Consider the following 14,657-nt stretch of genomic DNA (forward strand, 5'->3'; position numbering starts at 1 on the left):
TGTACAGTTCAAAGCCGCTTTTGAACCTGCGCCACGAAATCGTCGCCGCGCTGTTCGAAATTGTCGTACTGGTCGAAACTGGCCGCCGCGGGCGCCAGCAGCACGGTTTCACCCGGCGCGGCGTCGCGCATGGCCTGTTCGACTGCCTCGGCCATTGTGGTGCAAACGCGGGCCTCAACCGACAACTGCATGGCGAAGCCGGCCGCCTCGCGCCCGATCACATAGGCGCACAGAACCTCGTCGGTCGCGTCGTTCAGCGCGGCGATACCCCCCTCTTTCTCAAGCCCGCCGCAGATCCAGCGGATTTTTTTGAACGCGCCCAGCGCCTTGGCCGCGCTGTCGACATTGGTGGCCTTGGAGTCATTCACGAATGTCACACCGTTTGCCTCAGCGATGATCTGGCTGCGGTGCGGCAAGCCTGGATAGCTGTGCAGCGCGTCCTCGATCAACTTGGGCGCCAGGCCCAGCGCGCGGCAGGCGGCATAGGCCGAGCACGCGTTTTGGTGGTTGTGGGTTCCGGGCAGGCCCTTGATGCCGCGCAGGTCGATCGAAGCGGCCTGGCGCCCCTTGCGGTATTCCGAGAGGAACCCCTTGCGGGCAAAGACCTGCCAGCCCGGGCCGGCCAATTTGCGCGCCACCGAGACGCGGATCACCCGGTCGTCGCCCGGCCCTTCGGCCAGTTGACCGGCTAGAAACGCGCCTTCGATCTCGTCCACGCCGATCACGGCGCGGTCGGGACCGCCTTCTGAGAACAGGCGGCGTTTGGCGGCGAAATAGCCGCCCATGCCCCCATGCCGGTCCAGATGGTCGGGCGAGAGATTGGTGAACACCGCCACATCGGGCGTCAGCGCACGCGCCAGCTCGGTCTGATAGCTGGAAAGCTCCAGCACCACCACTGATCCGTCGCCGCCGGGCTCGATATCCAGCACGCCGCGCCCGATATTGCCCGCCAGCTGCGCCTCGCGCCCCGATTGGGTCAGGATATGGTGGATCAGCGCCGCCGTGGTCGACTTCCCGTTCGAGCCGGTGACGGCGACCACACGCGGCGGCACATCGAACTTGTCCCATTCGGCACCGCCCAGCGAGCGGAAGAACAGACCAATGTCATTGTCGACCGGAACGCCGGCCTGCAGCGCGGCGGCAACAACCGGGTTGGGTTCGGGATAAAGATGGGGAATGCCGGGCGATACGATCAACGTGGCAATCGCGTCAAAGGCGCCTTCCCGCCGCAGGTCCTGACACATGAACCCCTCGGCCTCGGCCTTTTCGCGCGCGGCGGGGTTGTCATCCCAGCACACCGGCTCGGCTCCGCCCGCCCGCAATGCGCGCGCCGTGGCCAGGCCCGACCGCCCCAGCCCCAGAACCGCAACCTTATGTCCTGAAAACCCTTTGACCGGGATCATGCCGCGCACCCTCTTCCATCTGCCAATGCGCCGCCACCCTGTACCGAAGAATTGACCCTTGGCAAGGGCAGCGTCAGGCTCGCGCCCTCGGCGCGAGCTGGGCCCAACGGGTACAGGCGGGCCGCAGGCCCACCGCGCCCGGCGGGAGCCTTACCGTACTTTCAGTGTCGCAAGACCAATCATCGCCAGGATCAGCGAGATGATCCAGAACCGGATCACGATAGTTGGCTCGGCCCAGCCCTTCTTCTCATAGTGGTGATGGATCGGAGCCATCAGGAAGACCCGCCGGCCTGTGCGTTTGAAATACAGCACCTGAATGATCACGCTCAACGCCTCGACCACGAACAGGCCGCCGACGATGGCCAGAACCAGCTCGTGCTTGGTGGCAACGGCGATGGCGCCCAGTGCGCCGCCGAGGGCCAGCGAGCCGGTATCCCCCATGAACACCGCCGCTGGCGGAGCGTTGTACCACAGAAACCCAAGCCCACCGCCAAACAATGCGGCGGTGAAGATAAGGATCTCACCCGTGCCGGGGACATAGTGCACGTCCAGATATTCGGTAAAGTCGACGCGACCCACCGCGTAGGCGATCACGCCCAAGGTCGAGGCTGCGATCATCGCGGGCATGATGGCCAGCCCGTCCAGCCCGTCGGTCAAGTTCACGGCATTCGCCGCCCCCACGATCACCACGATCGAGAACGGAATGTAGAAGATACCCAGATTGATCAGCGTGTCCTTGAAGATCGGCACGGCCAGCTGGTTCTGGAGCATTTCGGGGTGGTGCAGCGTCGCCCACAGCGCGGCCAGCGCGGCAATAATGATGCCCAAAGCCAGGCGCATTTTGCCTGAAACGCCCTTGGTATTCTGCTTCGATACCTTGGCATAGTCGTCCGCAAATCCGATGGCTGCGTAGGCCAGCGTGACGAACAGAACCATCCAGACATAGGGGTTGTCCCACCGCGCCCAAATCAGCGTGGACGTCACCAGAGCACCGACAATCAGCAGGCCCCCCATCGTGGGCGTGCCGGCCTTGGAAAAGTGCCCCTCGGGGCCGTCATCCCGAATTGGCTGACCCTTGCCTTGTTTCCGGCGCAGCACGTTGATCAACGGCTTGCCGAACAGGAAGCCAAAGATCAGGGCCGTCAGAAAGGCGCCGCCTGCGCGGAACGTGATGTAGCGGAAGAGGTTGAAGAAATCCCCTCCGTCCGACAGGCTGGTCAACCAATAGAGCATTACAAAACCTTTCTCACACCGCGGTCATGGGTGGTCATGCATCAAGCGCGCCCACTTGCCCCATTTTCCGCAAACCGTCAACAATCCGTGCCAGCGCCATGCTGAGGGAGCCTTTGGCCAACACGGCATCGCCCGCCCGAACCAGCTGCGGCAGCTCTAGAACCATTTCGGCGCTGGTCTCAAACCACAGCCCGCGCTTGTCCTCGGGCAAGGCCTCGTGCAGCGCCCGCATCAACGGACCGATGCAATGCACCTTGTCGATCCGTGCCATGGCCGGCACATCGGCCAGCCCTGCGTGCATTGCGCGCTCTTTTGGACCCAGCTCCTTCATGTCGCCCAGAAAGGCGATGCGCCTTTCGCCCTTCGCTGCCGCCAGCACATCCAGCGCCGCCGCCATCGAGGTCGGATTGGCGTTGTAACTGTCATCCAGCAGCTCGATCTGCCCGCCGTCCGGCAGGGCCAGCATCTCGCGCACGCCCCGCCCCGTGACCGGCGCCCATTTGGCGAGGCCGGTGATGGCCGCGTCCAGTTCGACACCCAGCGCGACGCAGGCAGCCAGCGCGCCTAGACCGTTCATGGCAAAATGCGTCCCCGCAGATTGCACGTCGAAAGCGAATGGCTGGCCCATGGCCTCGGCGGTCACGTGGATGTCCGTGGGCGACTGGGTCACGCCGGTCAGCCGATAATCCGATGCGGTGCGGCCGAAATCCACGATCACCGCGCCATGCCGGGCAGCGCAGGTGCGCAGGATGACGGTATGATCCAGGTCGGCGTTCACGATGGCGGTGCCGCCGGCCTCCAGCCCATCAAAGATAGCGGCCTTTTCGTGAGCGATGCCGGCAACCGACTCGAACGCCTCGAGGTGAACCGCGGCGACGGTGGTGACCAGCGCCACATGCGGGCGAGCCTGCCGCGCCAGGGGTGCAATTTCGCCAGGGTGGTTCATGCCGATCTCGATCACCGCATATTCGGTGTCGCGCGGCATCCGGGCCAGAGTCAACGGCACGCCCCAATGGTTGTTGTAGCTGGCAACGCTGGCATGGGTGCGGCCTTGATCCGACAGGATGGTCGCCAGCATCTCCTTGGTCGAGGTCTTGCCCACACTGCCCGTCACCCCAATCACGCGGGCCTTGCACCGGGCACGGGCCGCGCGACCCAACGCCTCGAGCGCGGTCTGTACGTCATCGACGATCAGCAGCGGCGCATCGGCGGCCACACCTTCGGGCACCCGCGTGACCAGCGCGGCAGCAGCCCCTTTGTCCAGCGCCTGCGCCACGAAATCATGCCCGTCGCGCGCCGCCTTCAACGCCACGAACAGGTCACCCGGTTGCAGCGTACGCGTATCGATGGACACGCCGCCCGCCTGCCAGTCGGTCGTGGCCCGTCCGCCCGTCGCGGCGGCGGCCTCGGATGCGGTCCAGAGTGTCATGCGACCCTCCCGTCCAGCGCGGCCACGGCGATGCTGGCCTGTTCCACATCATCGAAGGGCAGAACCTGGTCACCCACGATCTGCCCGGTCTCGTGCCCCTTGCCCGCGATCAGCAGCGCATCGCCCGGCTGCAATGCATCTATGCCGCGCAGGATGGCCTCGGCCCGGTCGGCAACCTCGGTCGCGTCGGGGGCCCCGGCCATCACCGCGGCGCGGATGGCGGCGGGGTCTTCCGAGCGCGGATTGTCGTCGGTGACAAAGACGATGTCGGCGTTCTCGGCCGCGGCGCGGCCCATCAGCGGGCGCTTGGTCGCGTCGCGGTCGCCGCCCGCGCCGACGATGGCGATCAACCGGCCCATCACATGCGGACGCAGCGCCTGCAAGGCGGTGGCCACGGCGTCGGGCGTGTGCGCGTAGTCGACAAATACCGCCGCCCCGTTGCTGCGGGTCGCCGCCAACTGCATCCGCCCCCGCACCGTGGTCAGATGCGGCAGGGTGTCGAAGACATGTTCAGCCTCGTCTCCGCTGGCGATGACCAATCCGCAGGCCAGCAGAACGTTTTCGGCCTGGAACCCGCCGATCAGGTTCAGCCGGGTCTGGAAGGTCTTGCCGCGCCAGGCAAAGCGCAGATCCTGCCCGGTGGCGTCAAACCGTTGGTTCAACAGGCAAAGATCGACATCCCCGCTGCCTACGGTCAAAACTGTCTGACCGCGCGCCTGCGCGATATCACGGATCGCGGCGCCTTTCGGGTCGTCCATGTTGATCACGGCCGTTCCGTCCTGCGGCAGAACCCGGTCGAACAGGCCGGCCTTGGCGGCGAAATAGGCCTCGAACGTCGCGTGATAGTCCAGGTGATCCTGGGTGAAATTCGAAAACCCCGCCGCCGTCAGGTGCACACCGTCCAGCCGGCGCTGTTCCAGCCCGTGCGACGAGGCCTCCATCGCTGCGTGGGTCACGCCGGCCTCGGCGGCCTCGGCCAGACAGCGATGCAGGGTGATGGGTTCGGGTGTCGTGTGGGCCAGCGGTGCCGTCCACGCGCCCTCGACCCCTGTCGTGCCGAGATTGACGGCCATGTGGCCCAGTTCGGTCCAGATCTGGCGCACGAAGGTCGAAATCGAGGTCTTGCCGTTGGTGCCGGTGACCGCCACCATGGTGCGCGGCTGCGCCCCGAACCACAATGCAGCGGTATAGGCCAGCGTCTGGCGCGGGTCCTGCACCACCACCAGGGCGGCGTCCGAGGCGGCCAGTTCTTCAGCGGCGATCCGCGCGCCTTCGGCATCGGTCAGGATGGCCGCAGCCCCCATACGCAGGGCGTATTGAATGAATTCGCCCCCATGCACGCGCGTCCCCGGCAGCGCCGCGAACAGAAAGCCGTCCTTGACCTGACGGCTGTCCACGGCCAGCCCGGTAATCTCCGGGTCGGCACCGCCGCGCGCGGTCAGGGCCAGCTGGCTGAGTTTCTTTGACCTTGCGCCCATGACCCACCTCTGTCGGACTGCCTAATTCGAGGTCAGCGTTATAGCAGCGCGATCCTCAGGCTCAAGCCGCGGACGCAAGCCCAGCAGCGGCGCGATGCGGCCGATCAACTCGGCCGCCACAGGTACCGCCGTCCAGCCTGCCGTGCGGCGCTTTTCGCCGTAGGCCAGGATCGACGGTTCGTCCAGCGCCACGATCAGAACGTATTTCGGATCGTAGGCCGGAAAGACCGATGCGAAGGTGGCGATCACCTTGTCATCATAGTACCCGCCACGCGGCTTGGGCTTGTCGGCGGTGCCGGTTTTGCCGGCCACGGCATAACCCGGCACGTCACCAAAGCTGGCGGTTCCGTCCGTCACCACCTTGCGTAACATCATCAGCGATTGCCGTGCGGCGTTTTCCGACATCACGCGCGGCCCGTATTGCGGCCCGTTGCGGCGCAGGATCGTGGGGCTGACATAATGCCCGCCATTGGCAATGGCCGCATAGCCCGCCGCCAGATGCATCGGACTGGTCGACAGGCCGTGGCCGTAGGAAATGGTGACGGTGCTCAATTCGCCCCACTTCTTGGGCTTGAGCGGCACCCCACCCTTGGCCTCGACGATCTCGAACGGGGTGGGGTCGAACATGCCCAGCGCGTCCAGGAACTGTTGCTGGCGCTCGGCGCCGATCTGCAGCGCCAACCGCCCCGTGCCGCGGTTCGAGCTGTGCACGATCACGTCGGTTACGCTGATCTTGCCGTAATTCTTGCCGTTGAATTCGCCGATCGGGAAACGCCCGATCTTCATCGGGCCCGAGGTGTCGATGATCGTGTCTGCATTCACCAGCCCCAGATCGACCGCTTGCGCGGCAGTGAAGATCTTGAAGATCGACCCCAATTCGTACACGCCCTGCACATAGCGGTTGAACAGAGGGCTGTCCGAGGGGTCAAAGCCCGAGGTCGGCGGGCGCGGACGGTCGTTCGGGTCGAACGAGGGCAACGAGGCGGCAGCAATCACTTCGCCGGTATGGGCGTTCATCAACACCGCCGAGGCGCCCTTGGCGTTCATGATCTTCATGCCGCCGTCCAGCACCTGTTCCACCGCCGCCTGAACGGTCAGGTCAAGCGACAGCTGCAGCGGCTTGGTTCCGTTGGCCGGGTCGCGCAGATAGTCATCGAACTGTTTTTCCACCCCGGCCACACCGATCACCTCGGCAGCCGAGACGCCTTCGCGCCCAAAGCCTGACCCACCCAGAATATGCGCGGCCAGCCGGCCATTGGGATAAAGCCGCATCTCGCGCGGACCGAACAGGATGCCCGGATCGCCGATGTCGTGCACCGCCTGTTTCTGCTCGGGCGAGATGCGTTTCTTGATCCACAGGAATTTGCGCTTGCCGGTGAAGTCCTTGACCAACCGCTCTTTGTCCAGATCCGGGAAGATCGCCACCAGCTTTTCCGCGGCCGCGATCGGATCGATCATCAGCGGGGGCTGGGCATAAACGGAGTAGGTATCAAGGTTGGTCGCAAGGATTCGGCCTTCGCGGTCCACGATATTCGCCCGCTGCATGGCAATCGACGCGCCCGGGGCGCTCGCCAGCGGCTCTTGCGCCTCCGAAGTAGCCAATGCGCCCATCCGGAACCCGACAATGGCAAATGCCGCAAAGAAAAACGCGCTGAGCACCAGCAACCGCCCCTCGGCGCGGGCGCGGGCGCGGTCCTTCATCTCTTCGTGGCGGCGGCGGATGTTCTCGCGTTCGATCACCTTGGGGTTTTCCCCGCGGGCGCGGGCCTCGAGGATGCGGGCAAGCGGGCGGAGCGGTGTTCGGGTCATGGGATCTGCACCTCGCCCAGGGCCTGGGTGTCGGTGATGGCCTGCAGTTCAATCGGGTCGGCGATGGGCAGGTCGGGATCCTCGGCATAGGCGATCTGGTCCGCGCGTCCGAACTGCTCGGCACGAAGCGGCAGCAGGCCCAGACGCTCGAAATTCAGGTCGGCCAATTCACGCAGTCGGTCCGGACGGTTCAGATAGGCCCATTCGGCCTGCAATACAGCCAGCCGGGCCTGCGCCGCGCCGATCTGGTGCTGCAGAGACTGGGTTTCCTTCAGTACCTGTTGGGTGCGGTAGTTTTCCTGATAGGCCCACAAGGCCAGCCCGAAAACACCCAGGGCGGTCAATACAAACAGAATACTCTTCATCTTGCCTTTCCCCCGATCATGGGCATGCCGATGGCGCGGGCATCAATTTCCCCCGCCGGAGCATCGGTACGAACAGCAACCCGCAACTTGGCCGAGCGCGCGCGCGGGTTGTCCTGCAACTCCTGCGGGTCGGGGCCGATGGCCTTGCGGGTCTTCAATGTGAATTGCGGCTGATCCTGCTGGATCTCGGGCGCATAGCGGTTGGCACGGCCGGTCTTGCCCGCGCGCGACTGGAAAAAGCGTTTGACCATCCGGTCCTCGACCGAGTGGAAAGTGACCACGGCCAGTTGTCCGCCCGGCTTCAACGCGCGCTCGGCGGCCATCAGGCCCTGGAACAATTCCTCGTATTCGGCATTCACCGCAATGCGCAGCGCTTGGAACGACCGGGTGGCCGGATGGGACTGGCCGGGCTTGGCGCGGGGCAGGCAGGATTCGACGATCTCGGCCAGACGCAGGGTGGTGGTGATGGGCGACTCGGTGCGGGCCTTGACGATGGCGCGCGCGATGCGACGGCTGGCCCGCTCCTCACCGTAGTGGAACAGGATATCGGCCAATTGCTCCTCGGTCGCGGTGTTGACCAGATCAGCTGCGCTTTCGCCCTCCTGGCTCATGCGCATGTCCAGCGGGCCGTCCTTCATGAAGGAAAAGCCGCGCTCGGCCTGGTCCAGCTGCATGGACGAGACACCAAGGTCCAGCACCACGCCATCAAGGTCGTTGGCATATTCATCCATGCGCGAGAAAACACCCGGTTGCATCACCAGCCGGTCGCCATATTCGGCTGCCCAATCCGCCGCCATTTCAAAGGCCAATGGATCGCGATCGACGCCGATTACCTTGTCGGCGCCAGCCTCAAGCAAACCCCGGGTATAGCCGCCCGCACCAAAGGTACCATCCAGCCAGGTGCCGGATACCGGATGAACCGCGTCCAGCAACGGGCGCAGCAGAACGGGAATATGGGGTTTGTCAGATGAAGTGTGATCCGCGCCGGCCATGCCGTCACGCACCTTCGATGCCGTCAAGGAACTGCATCGGATCGAAATCCTCGGGCAGTTCGTCCAACCAGTCTTCGGTGGCGGCCAGTTCCTCGGCCTCGTATGTCTCGGGCTTCCAGATCTGGAACGTGTCGCCCGCGGCGATAAAGAACGCCTCGCCCTCCAGCCCGATCTTGTTGCGCAGCTTGGCCGGCAACACCAGGCGACCCGTTTCATCGACATTGGTCGGGAAAGACTGCCCGTGGAACAGGCGCTGCAACATCTTGCGCTGCATCGAGCCGCGCGGCAGCGCGTCGATCTTGGCGTCGACCTCGTCGATCGCCTCCATAGTATAGCATTCAAGGTATTTGCGGCGGTGGTCACCGTAAACGATCACCAGTTCAGGATTGTCACCGGGCTGCCAGTTGGGGTCCGAGGCCTCGAGCACACGGCGAAACGAGGCCGGGATCGACACCCTGCCCTTCGCGTCCACCTTGTGGTGGCTTTCACCTCTAAACCTGCGCGCCAAGACGACTGTCCCTTTCGCTTGCGCCCCACCTACGTCTTCCCCCGGATGAAAAACGGCGGGTTGATCTGCTGCCACTGATCAACCCGCCGCATTGACCCGCTTTGCGGGATGTCCAGCTGCGCGCGCCACCTGGGGGGATGTCTGCTCGCCCGCGCGCCGGATCTCTTGAGTGATGAAAGCGAGATGCCTGTATGAAACCTGTTTATTTTTGGTTCGGGGTCGTTTGGCGCCCCATGTGCCTCGTCCTCATCGGATGAACAAGGGATGCCATGGGAATTCATGGAAATCAATGAGATTTTTTTCCAAGAAGGTTAGCTTTGGAAAACTACAGCAGTGGAAATTCTTACGCAAACATGAAAAATGACCACAGATAGACGCCACACAATATTCAAACACAACATATAGACGTATTCAGCGCGGCCAAAATTTTCCCACGATTTCCCACATTTCTTGCATGATAACCCTGATTCCACCCAACACCCCTCACTTTTTCGACCAAATGGCGCCGAATCACCCTGCGTTCCAGGCCGAACCCGAGAGAGACCGCCCCGGATTTCCCACCAATTCCCGCCAGTCCCACAAAGTCCCATGACCCCACCCAAATCGGGAGTTGACCCAGACGCACAAAAATCGCGCAATCCTGAACCGCACAAATTCCACGTTTACGCGCGCAAATTTTCATCAAAATGATGGGCGGCAGCCAGACCCGAGCAATGCCCCGCAGTTCGCGCTAACGAAAATATCCATATTTTAAAGGCATATTTTCGGGTGTCTGGATTCCGGCAGTCAATCTATGCACTTGCTGCATAGCAGCATTGATCCTGTCCGGTATTGTGCAATCGCAGCATTTGCCTATCTTCAGTCTCAAGCAAGCGCCGGAACATCGCGGCGGAAACGACAGATGATTGGGTAACGAACATGGCAGTCGCAAGCACCAACAGCGCACACAAGAGCGCATCGACATTTGGTTTCGCCTCTCTGATCGAAACCATGAAAACCCGTATCGCACGCTATCGCGTGTACCGCCAGACGGTAAACGAACTGTCGGAACTGTCGGACCGTGAGCTGGCCGATCTGGGCCTTCACCGTTCCATGATCCGTCGCTTGGCCATGCAGGCCGCCGAAGAACAATTCGCGCGCTGAGCGCCACGAAACACCGAGATCAGGTCCACTCCTCCTCCCATAGGACCTGTATTTCAGCGGCAGCATCTCTCCTCCTCCCTGATGCTGCCGCACCCTATACCGGCCTCAACCTGCCGGATGCTGATACATCGGGGCTCTCCTCCTCCCTGCTCTGATGTTGAAAGCGCGCGGTGGCATCTTCCTCCTCCCTGATGCCACCGCGCCCTTCGAATACCGGGCCAGACCCGGAAACGCATACATCGGGTTCTCCTCCTCCCTTCCCGATGTGAAAAGAGCGCGGTGGCACCCTTCCTCCTCCCTGGTGTCACCGCGCGCTTCAGATACCGGGGAAAACCCGGGTTCGGATACATCGGGGCTCTCCTCCTCCCTGCTCTGATGTTGACAAGAACGGCGGTTCCCTCCTCCTCCCTGGGAACCGCCGTTTTATTTCTTTCGGGCATGAAAAAGGCACCACGTGCAGGACCGGGCGCCAATCAACAAATCGAGCATGTGCCGGCAGGCACATTCCGCTGGATCAGAACGGAACGTCGTCTTTTGCGGATAGATACTGCGCGACGACCTTCTTTGTCCCGGCCTTGTCGAACTCGACCTCGACCTTGTCCCCTTCGATCCCGACCACGCCGCCATAGCCGAACTTCTGGTGGAACACTCGCTCGCCCAACGTGAAGCTGGCCACGGCGGTCGCGTCGATCACGGTGTTGCGGGCTTCGCGCGGCTGTGACATGCCGTATTGCCCCTGCCGCGCCTGCATTCGTTTCCAGCCGGGCGAGTTGTAGACATTGGCCTGCGCCGCGCGGGTCTCGATACCTGCCGACATCTGCCCGCCACCATAGAGGCCCGGAGGCGTCAGCACCTCGACATGGTCCTCGGGCAATTCGTCGATGAAACGCGAAGGCATCGCGTTCTGCCACTGCCCGAACACCCGCCGGTTGGCGGCGAAGGAAATGGTGCAGACCTCTTCGGCGCGGGTGATTCCCACATAGGCGAGCCGCCGTTCCTCCTCGAGCCCCTTGAGGCCGGATTCGTCCATCGACCGTTGCGAGGGGAATAGCCCGTCCTCCCAGCCCGGCAGGAACACGGCCGGGAACTCCAGCCCTTTGGCCGCGTGCAGGGTCATAATCGAGACCTTGGGCCCGCCGCTGTCCTGTTCATTGTCCATCACCAGGCTGACATGCTCCAGGAATCCTTGCAGGTTCTCGAAGTTGTCCAGCTGGTTGACCAGTTCCTTGAGGTTTTCCAGCCGCCCCGGCGCTTCGGGCGTTTTGTCGTTCTGCCAGTGGGCGGTGTAGCCGGATTCGTCCAGCACGATCTGCGCCAGTTCGATATGCGACACCTCGGGTGGGCCATAGCGCACGGGCGCGGTGCCGTCGTCGATGACCGAATCGTCCTCGATCTCGATCCGGGGGCCGCGGGTCATCGCGTTCCAGCGCGCCAGCCCTTCGACCAGGTCGCGCAAAGCCGCGCCGCCCTTGCCCTTGATCAGCCCTTGTTCAACCGCGATCCGCGCGCCCTGAACCAGAGACACGCCATGTTCGCGCGCGGTGCGCTGGATCGTCTGCTGCGCCTTGTCGCCAAGACCGCGCTTGGGGGTGTTCACGATCCGCTCGAAGGCCAGATCGTCCTCGGGCGAGACCACCAGCCGGAAATAGGCCATGGCATCGCGGATCTCCATCCGTTCATAGAATCGCGGGCCGCCGATCACCTTGTAGGGCAGCCCGATGGTCAGGAACCGGTCCTCGAAGGCGCGCATCTGGTGGCTGGCGCGCACGAGGATGGCGATTTCGTCCAGGTTCATCGGCCGCACGCCGCGGGTGCCACCCTGCATGGCGTCGATCTCTTCGCCGATCCAGCGGGCCTCTTCCTCGCCATCCCAATGGCCGATCAGGCGGACCTTTTCGCCCTCGGGCTTGTCGGTCCACAACTCCTTGCCCAGACGGCTTTCGTTGCCGCGAATGACGTTCGAGGCGGCGGCGAGGATATGCGGGGTCGAGCGGTAGTTCTGTTCCAGTCGCACCACATGGGCGCCGGGAAAGTCTTTTTCGAACCGCAGGATGTTGCCTACCTCGGCCCCGCGCCAGCCATAGATCGACTGGTCATCGTCGCCCACGCAGCAGATGTTCTTGTGCCCGCCCGCCAGCAGCCGAAGCCACAGGTATTGGGCGATGTTGGTGTCCTGGTATTCGTCCACGAGGATGTAGCGGAACCAGCGCTGGTATTGCTCCAGCACGTCCGGGTGGGTCTGGAAGATGGTGACCATGTGCAACAGCAGGTCGCCGAAATCCACCGCGTTCAGCTCGCGCAGGCGGGTCTGGTACTGAGCGTAAAGCTCGACGCCCTTGTTGTTGTAGGCCCCGGCATCGGCGGTGGGCACCTTGTCGGGTGTCAGGGCGCGGTTCTTCCAGTCGTCGATGATGCCTGCCAGCATCCGCGCGGGCCAGCGCTTGTCGTCGATATTGGCGGCCTGCACCAGTTGCTTGAGCAGGCGCAGCTGGTCGTCGGTATCCAGAATGGTGAAGTTCGACTTCAGCCCCACCAGTTCCGCATGGCGGCGCAGCAGCTTGACGCAGATCGAGTGAAAGGTGCCCAGCCACGGCATCCCCTCGGCGGGCTGACCCAGCAGGCGGCCGACCCGTTCCTTCATCTCGCGCGCGGCCTTGTTGGTAAAGGTCACCGCCAGAATCTCGTTCGGGCGCGCCCGGCCGGTGTTCAGCAGATGCGCGATGCGGGTGGTCAGGGCCTTGGTCTTGCCGGTGCCCGCCCCGGCCAGCATCAGGATCGGGCCATCCAACAGCTCGACCGCTTCCCGCTGCGCCGGGTTCAATTCATCCAAGTAGTGCGCCTCGGGCCGAAGCGCGGCCATGGCGCGGGCCGACAGCGAGGCGCCTTCGAAGGCGTCATTTTCATCGAAACTGCTCATGCGCCCAAACTAAGCCGGAAGCGCGCCGAGGGAAAGGGTTTGTTCACGGCTTGTTCGCACGGTTTTGCGAATTTCTTTCGTAGCGCTGGTTGAGCCGTCAGGCGCGGGCTGCATCCGACTGAAACCCTTGCCGAATCGCGCGGCAGGTCGGATCAATCTGCATGGACCTGCACAGCACCTATCCGGGCATCGAGGATCTGAAGCGCCGCGCACGCCGTCGGCTGCCGCGCTTTGTCTGGGACTATGTCGACAGCGGCACCGGGGCAGAGACCGCGCTGAAACGCAACCGGGCGGCGCTGGACCGCATCGGGTTTCTGCCCGCCATCCTGAAAGGCCCGCTGGAATTCGACACCAGCATCCGCTTTCTGGGGCGCGACCATCCCCTGCCCTTCGGCATGGCCCCGATCGGGATGTGCGGGCTGGTCTGGCCGGGGGCCGAGGCGCTGATGGCGCGCGCCGCCGCGCAGGCAGGCATACCCTATGTTCTGTCCACCGTCGCCAGCCAAAGCCCCGAGGACATGGCCCCGCATATCGGCCCCGACGCCTGGTTCCAGCTGTACCCCCCCAAAAACCCCGAGATTCGCGCCGACTTGCTGTCCCGCGCCCGGTCCGCCGGGTTCGGCACGCTGGTGCTGACGGTCGATGTGCCCGTGGCCTCGCGCCGGGAACGGCAGACCCGCTCGGGCCTGACCCATCCGCCGCGCCTGACTCCGCGCCTGCTGGCGCAGATCGCCGCCCGCCCGGCCTGGGCCTGGGGCATGGCGCGTCACGGCAAGCCCCGGATGCGCACGCTGGACAAATATATCGACGGCACCGCCAACCTGCCGCCCACGGCGCATATCGGGTACCTGCTCAGGACCTCTCCGGGCATGGATTACGTCAAGTGGCTGCGCGACCACTGGCAGGGGCCGTTCATCATCAAGGGCGTGCTGCGCCCCGAGGATGCCGAGCGGTTGAAACAGGCCGGGATCGACGCGCTGTGGGTGTCGAATCACGGCGGCCGCCAGTTCGATGGCGCGCCGGCCAGCATCGACATGCTGCCCGCCATCCACGCCGCCACCGACCTGCCGCTGATCTTCGACAGCGGCGTTTCGGGTGGGCTGGATATTCTGCGGGCGCGGGCCTTGGGCGCCGATCTGATCATGCTTGGGCGGGCTTTCCTCTATGGCGTTGCAGCATTGGGCGTGCGCGGCCCGGCCCATGTCATCGATATGTTGCGGCAAGATATGCTTGCAAATATGGGACAATTGGGTGCCGCAACGCTAGAAGATTTGCCTAATGTTAACGCAAACATTGATGCCGCGATGCAGCATGTGCCATAAAACGCCGCAATAGGCGGCGTTTGCGAGCGATAACATGCCGGTTCTACCCAGAACTACA

Annotated in this window: 11 protein-coding genes; 2 read left to right on the top strand and 9 right to left on the bottom strand. The window is 63.8% G+C overall.

The features are described 5' to 3' along the window. Positions 1-8: 8 nt before the first annotated feature. From murD to mraZ, 8 genes are all read right to left on the bottom strand, one after another. Entirely contained in the window at positions 9-1,403 is a 1,395-nt protein-coding gene (gene murD, locus ACR0BA_RS06455; protein ID WP_170365759.1) for a UDP-N-acetylmuramoyl-L-alanine--D-glutamate ligase, read from the bottom strand. A gap of 150 nt (positions 1,404-1,553) precedes the next feature. Further along, entirely contained in the window at positions 1,554-2,636 is a 1,083-nt protein-coding gene (mraY, locus tag ACR0BA_RS06460; protein WP_170340891.1) for a phospho-N-acetylmuramoyl-pentapeptide-transferase, read from the bottom strand. Positions 2,637-2,670: 34 nt separating this feature from the next. Continuing rightward, positions 2,671-4,065 (bottom strand): UDP-N-acetylmuramoyl-tripeptide--D-alanyl-D-alanine ligase, encoded by a 1,395-nt coding sequence (locus ACR0BA_RS06465; RefSeq protein WP_480726992.1) that lies wholly within the window; start codon positions 4,063-4,065, stop codon positions 2,671-2,673. Beyond that, a complete protein-coding gene (locus ACR0BA_RS06470) occupies positions 4,062-5,543 on the bottom strand; it encodes a UDP-N-acetylmuramoyl-L-alanyl-D-glutamate--2,6-diaminopimelate ligase (protein WP_480726993.1) in 1,482 nt (493 codons plus the stop codon). Before ACR0BA_RS06470 ends, ACR0BA_RS06465 begins: the two co-directional genes overlap by 4 nt. 21 nt (positions 5,544-5,564) lie before the next feature. Beyond that, positions 5,565-7,352, bottom strand: coding sequence for a peptidoglycan D,D-transpeptidase FtsI family protein (locus ACR0BA_RS06475; protein ID WP_480726994.1), 1,788 nt, complete (start codon positions 7,350-7,352; stop codon positions 5,565-5,567). Further along, a complete protein-coding gene (gene ftsL / locus ACR0BA_RS06480; protein ID WP_093964833.1) occupies positions 7,349-7,717 on the bottom strand; it encodes a cell division protein FtsL in 369 nt (122 codons plus the stop codon). Before ftsL ends, ACR0BA_RS06475 begins: the two co-directional genes overlap by 4 nt. Further along, a complete protein-coding gene (rsmH, locus tag ACR0BA_RS06485) occupies positions 7,714-8,709 on the bottom strand; it encodes a 16S rRNA (cytosine(1402)-N(4))-methyltransferase RsmH (protein ID WP_480727469.1) in 996 nt (331 codons plus the stop codon). The genes ftsL and rsmH overlap by 4 nt, the downstream gene beginning before the upstream one ends. A 4-nt stretch (positions 8,710-8,713) precedes the next feature. After that, positions 8,714-9,217: a division/cell wall cluster transcriptional repressor MraZ gene (gene mraZ / locus ACR0BA_RS06490; protein WP_093965061.1), complete on the bottom strand. Its 504-nt coding sequence runs from the start codon at positions 9,215-9,217 to the stop codon at positions 8,714-8,716. Positions 9,218-10,135: 918 nt separating this feature from the next. Here mraZ and ACR0BA_RS06495 point away from each other — a divergent pair. Beyond that, the gene (locus ACR0BA_RS06495; protein ID WP_093964832.1) at positions 10,136-10,360 is read left to right on the top strand and encodes a DUF1127 domain-containing protein; all 225 of its coding nucleotides are present in this window, start codon (positions 10,136-10,138) and stop codon (positions 10,358-10,360) included. Positions 10,361-10,874: 514 nt separating this feature from the next. On the opposite strand, the gene ACR0BA_RS06500 is transcribed toward ACR0BA_RS06495, so the two are convergent. Further along, positions 10,875-13,277, bottom strand: a complete 2,403-nt coding sequence (locus tag ACR0BA_RS06500) for an ATP-dependent helicase (protein ID WP_480726996.1) — start codon at positions 13,275-13,277, stop codon at positions 10,875-10,877. Positions 13,278-13,438: 161 nt separating this feature from the next. Here ACR0BA_RS06500 and ACR0BA_RS06505 point away from each other — a divergent pair, with 161 nt between their 5' ends. Continuing rightward, complete coding sequence (locus ACR0BA_RS06505; protein ID WP_480726998.1) at positions 13,439-14,599, top strand: alpha-hydroxy acid oxidase; 1,161 nt, start codon at positions 13,439-13,441, stop codon at positions 14,597-14,599. The last annotated feature ends 58 nt before the right edge of the window (positions 14,600-14,657 follow it).

It is taken from the genome of Ruegeria sp. CI5, from assembly GCF_056536885.1.

Coding starts and splice junctions, on each gene's coding strand:
- ACR0BA_RS06475 (WP_480726994.1), bottom strand. CDS start 7,352: ATGACCCGAACACCGCTCCGCCCGCTTGCCCGCATCCTCGAGGCCCGC.
- ftsL (WP_093964833.1), bottom strand. CDS start 7,717: ATGAAGAGTATTCTGTTTGTATTGACCGCCCTGGGTGTTTTCGGGCTG.
- rsmH (WP_480727469.1), bottom strand. CDS start 8,709: ATGGCCGGCGCGGATCACACTTCATCTGACAAACCCCATATTCCCGTT.
- ACR0BA_RS06470 (WP_480726993.1), bottom strand. CDS start 5,543: ATGGGCGCAAGGTCAAAGAAACTCAGCCAGCTGGCCCTGACCGCGCGC.
- mraY (WP_170340891.1), bottom strand. CDS start 2,636: ATGCTCTATTGGTTGACCAGCCTGTCGGACGGAGGGGATTTCTTCAAC.
- ACR0BA_RS06500 (WP_480726996.1), bottom strand. CDS start 13,277: ATGAGCAGTTTCGATGAAAATGACGCCTTCGAAGGCGCCTCGCTGTCG.
- murD (WP_170365759.1), bottom strand. CDS start 1,403: ATGATCCCGGTCAAAGGGTTTTCAGGACATAAGGTTGCGGTTCTGGGG.
- ACR0BA_RS06495 (WP_093964832.1), top strand. CDS start 10,136: ATGGCAGTCGCAAGCACCAACAGCGCACACAAGAGCGCATCGACATTT.
- ACR0BA_RS06505 (WP_480726998.1), top strand. CDS start 13,439: ATGGACCTGCACAGCACCTATCCGGGCATCGAGGATCTGAAGCGCCGC.
- ACR0BA_RS06465 (WP_480726992.1), bottom strand. CDS start 4,065: ATGACACTCTGGACCGCATCCGAGGCCGCCGCCGCGACGGGCGGACGG.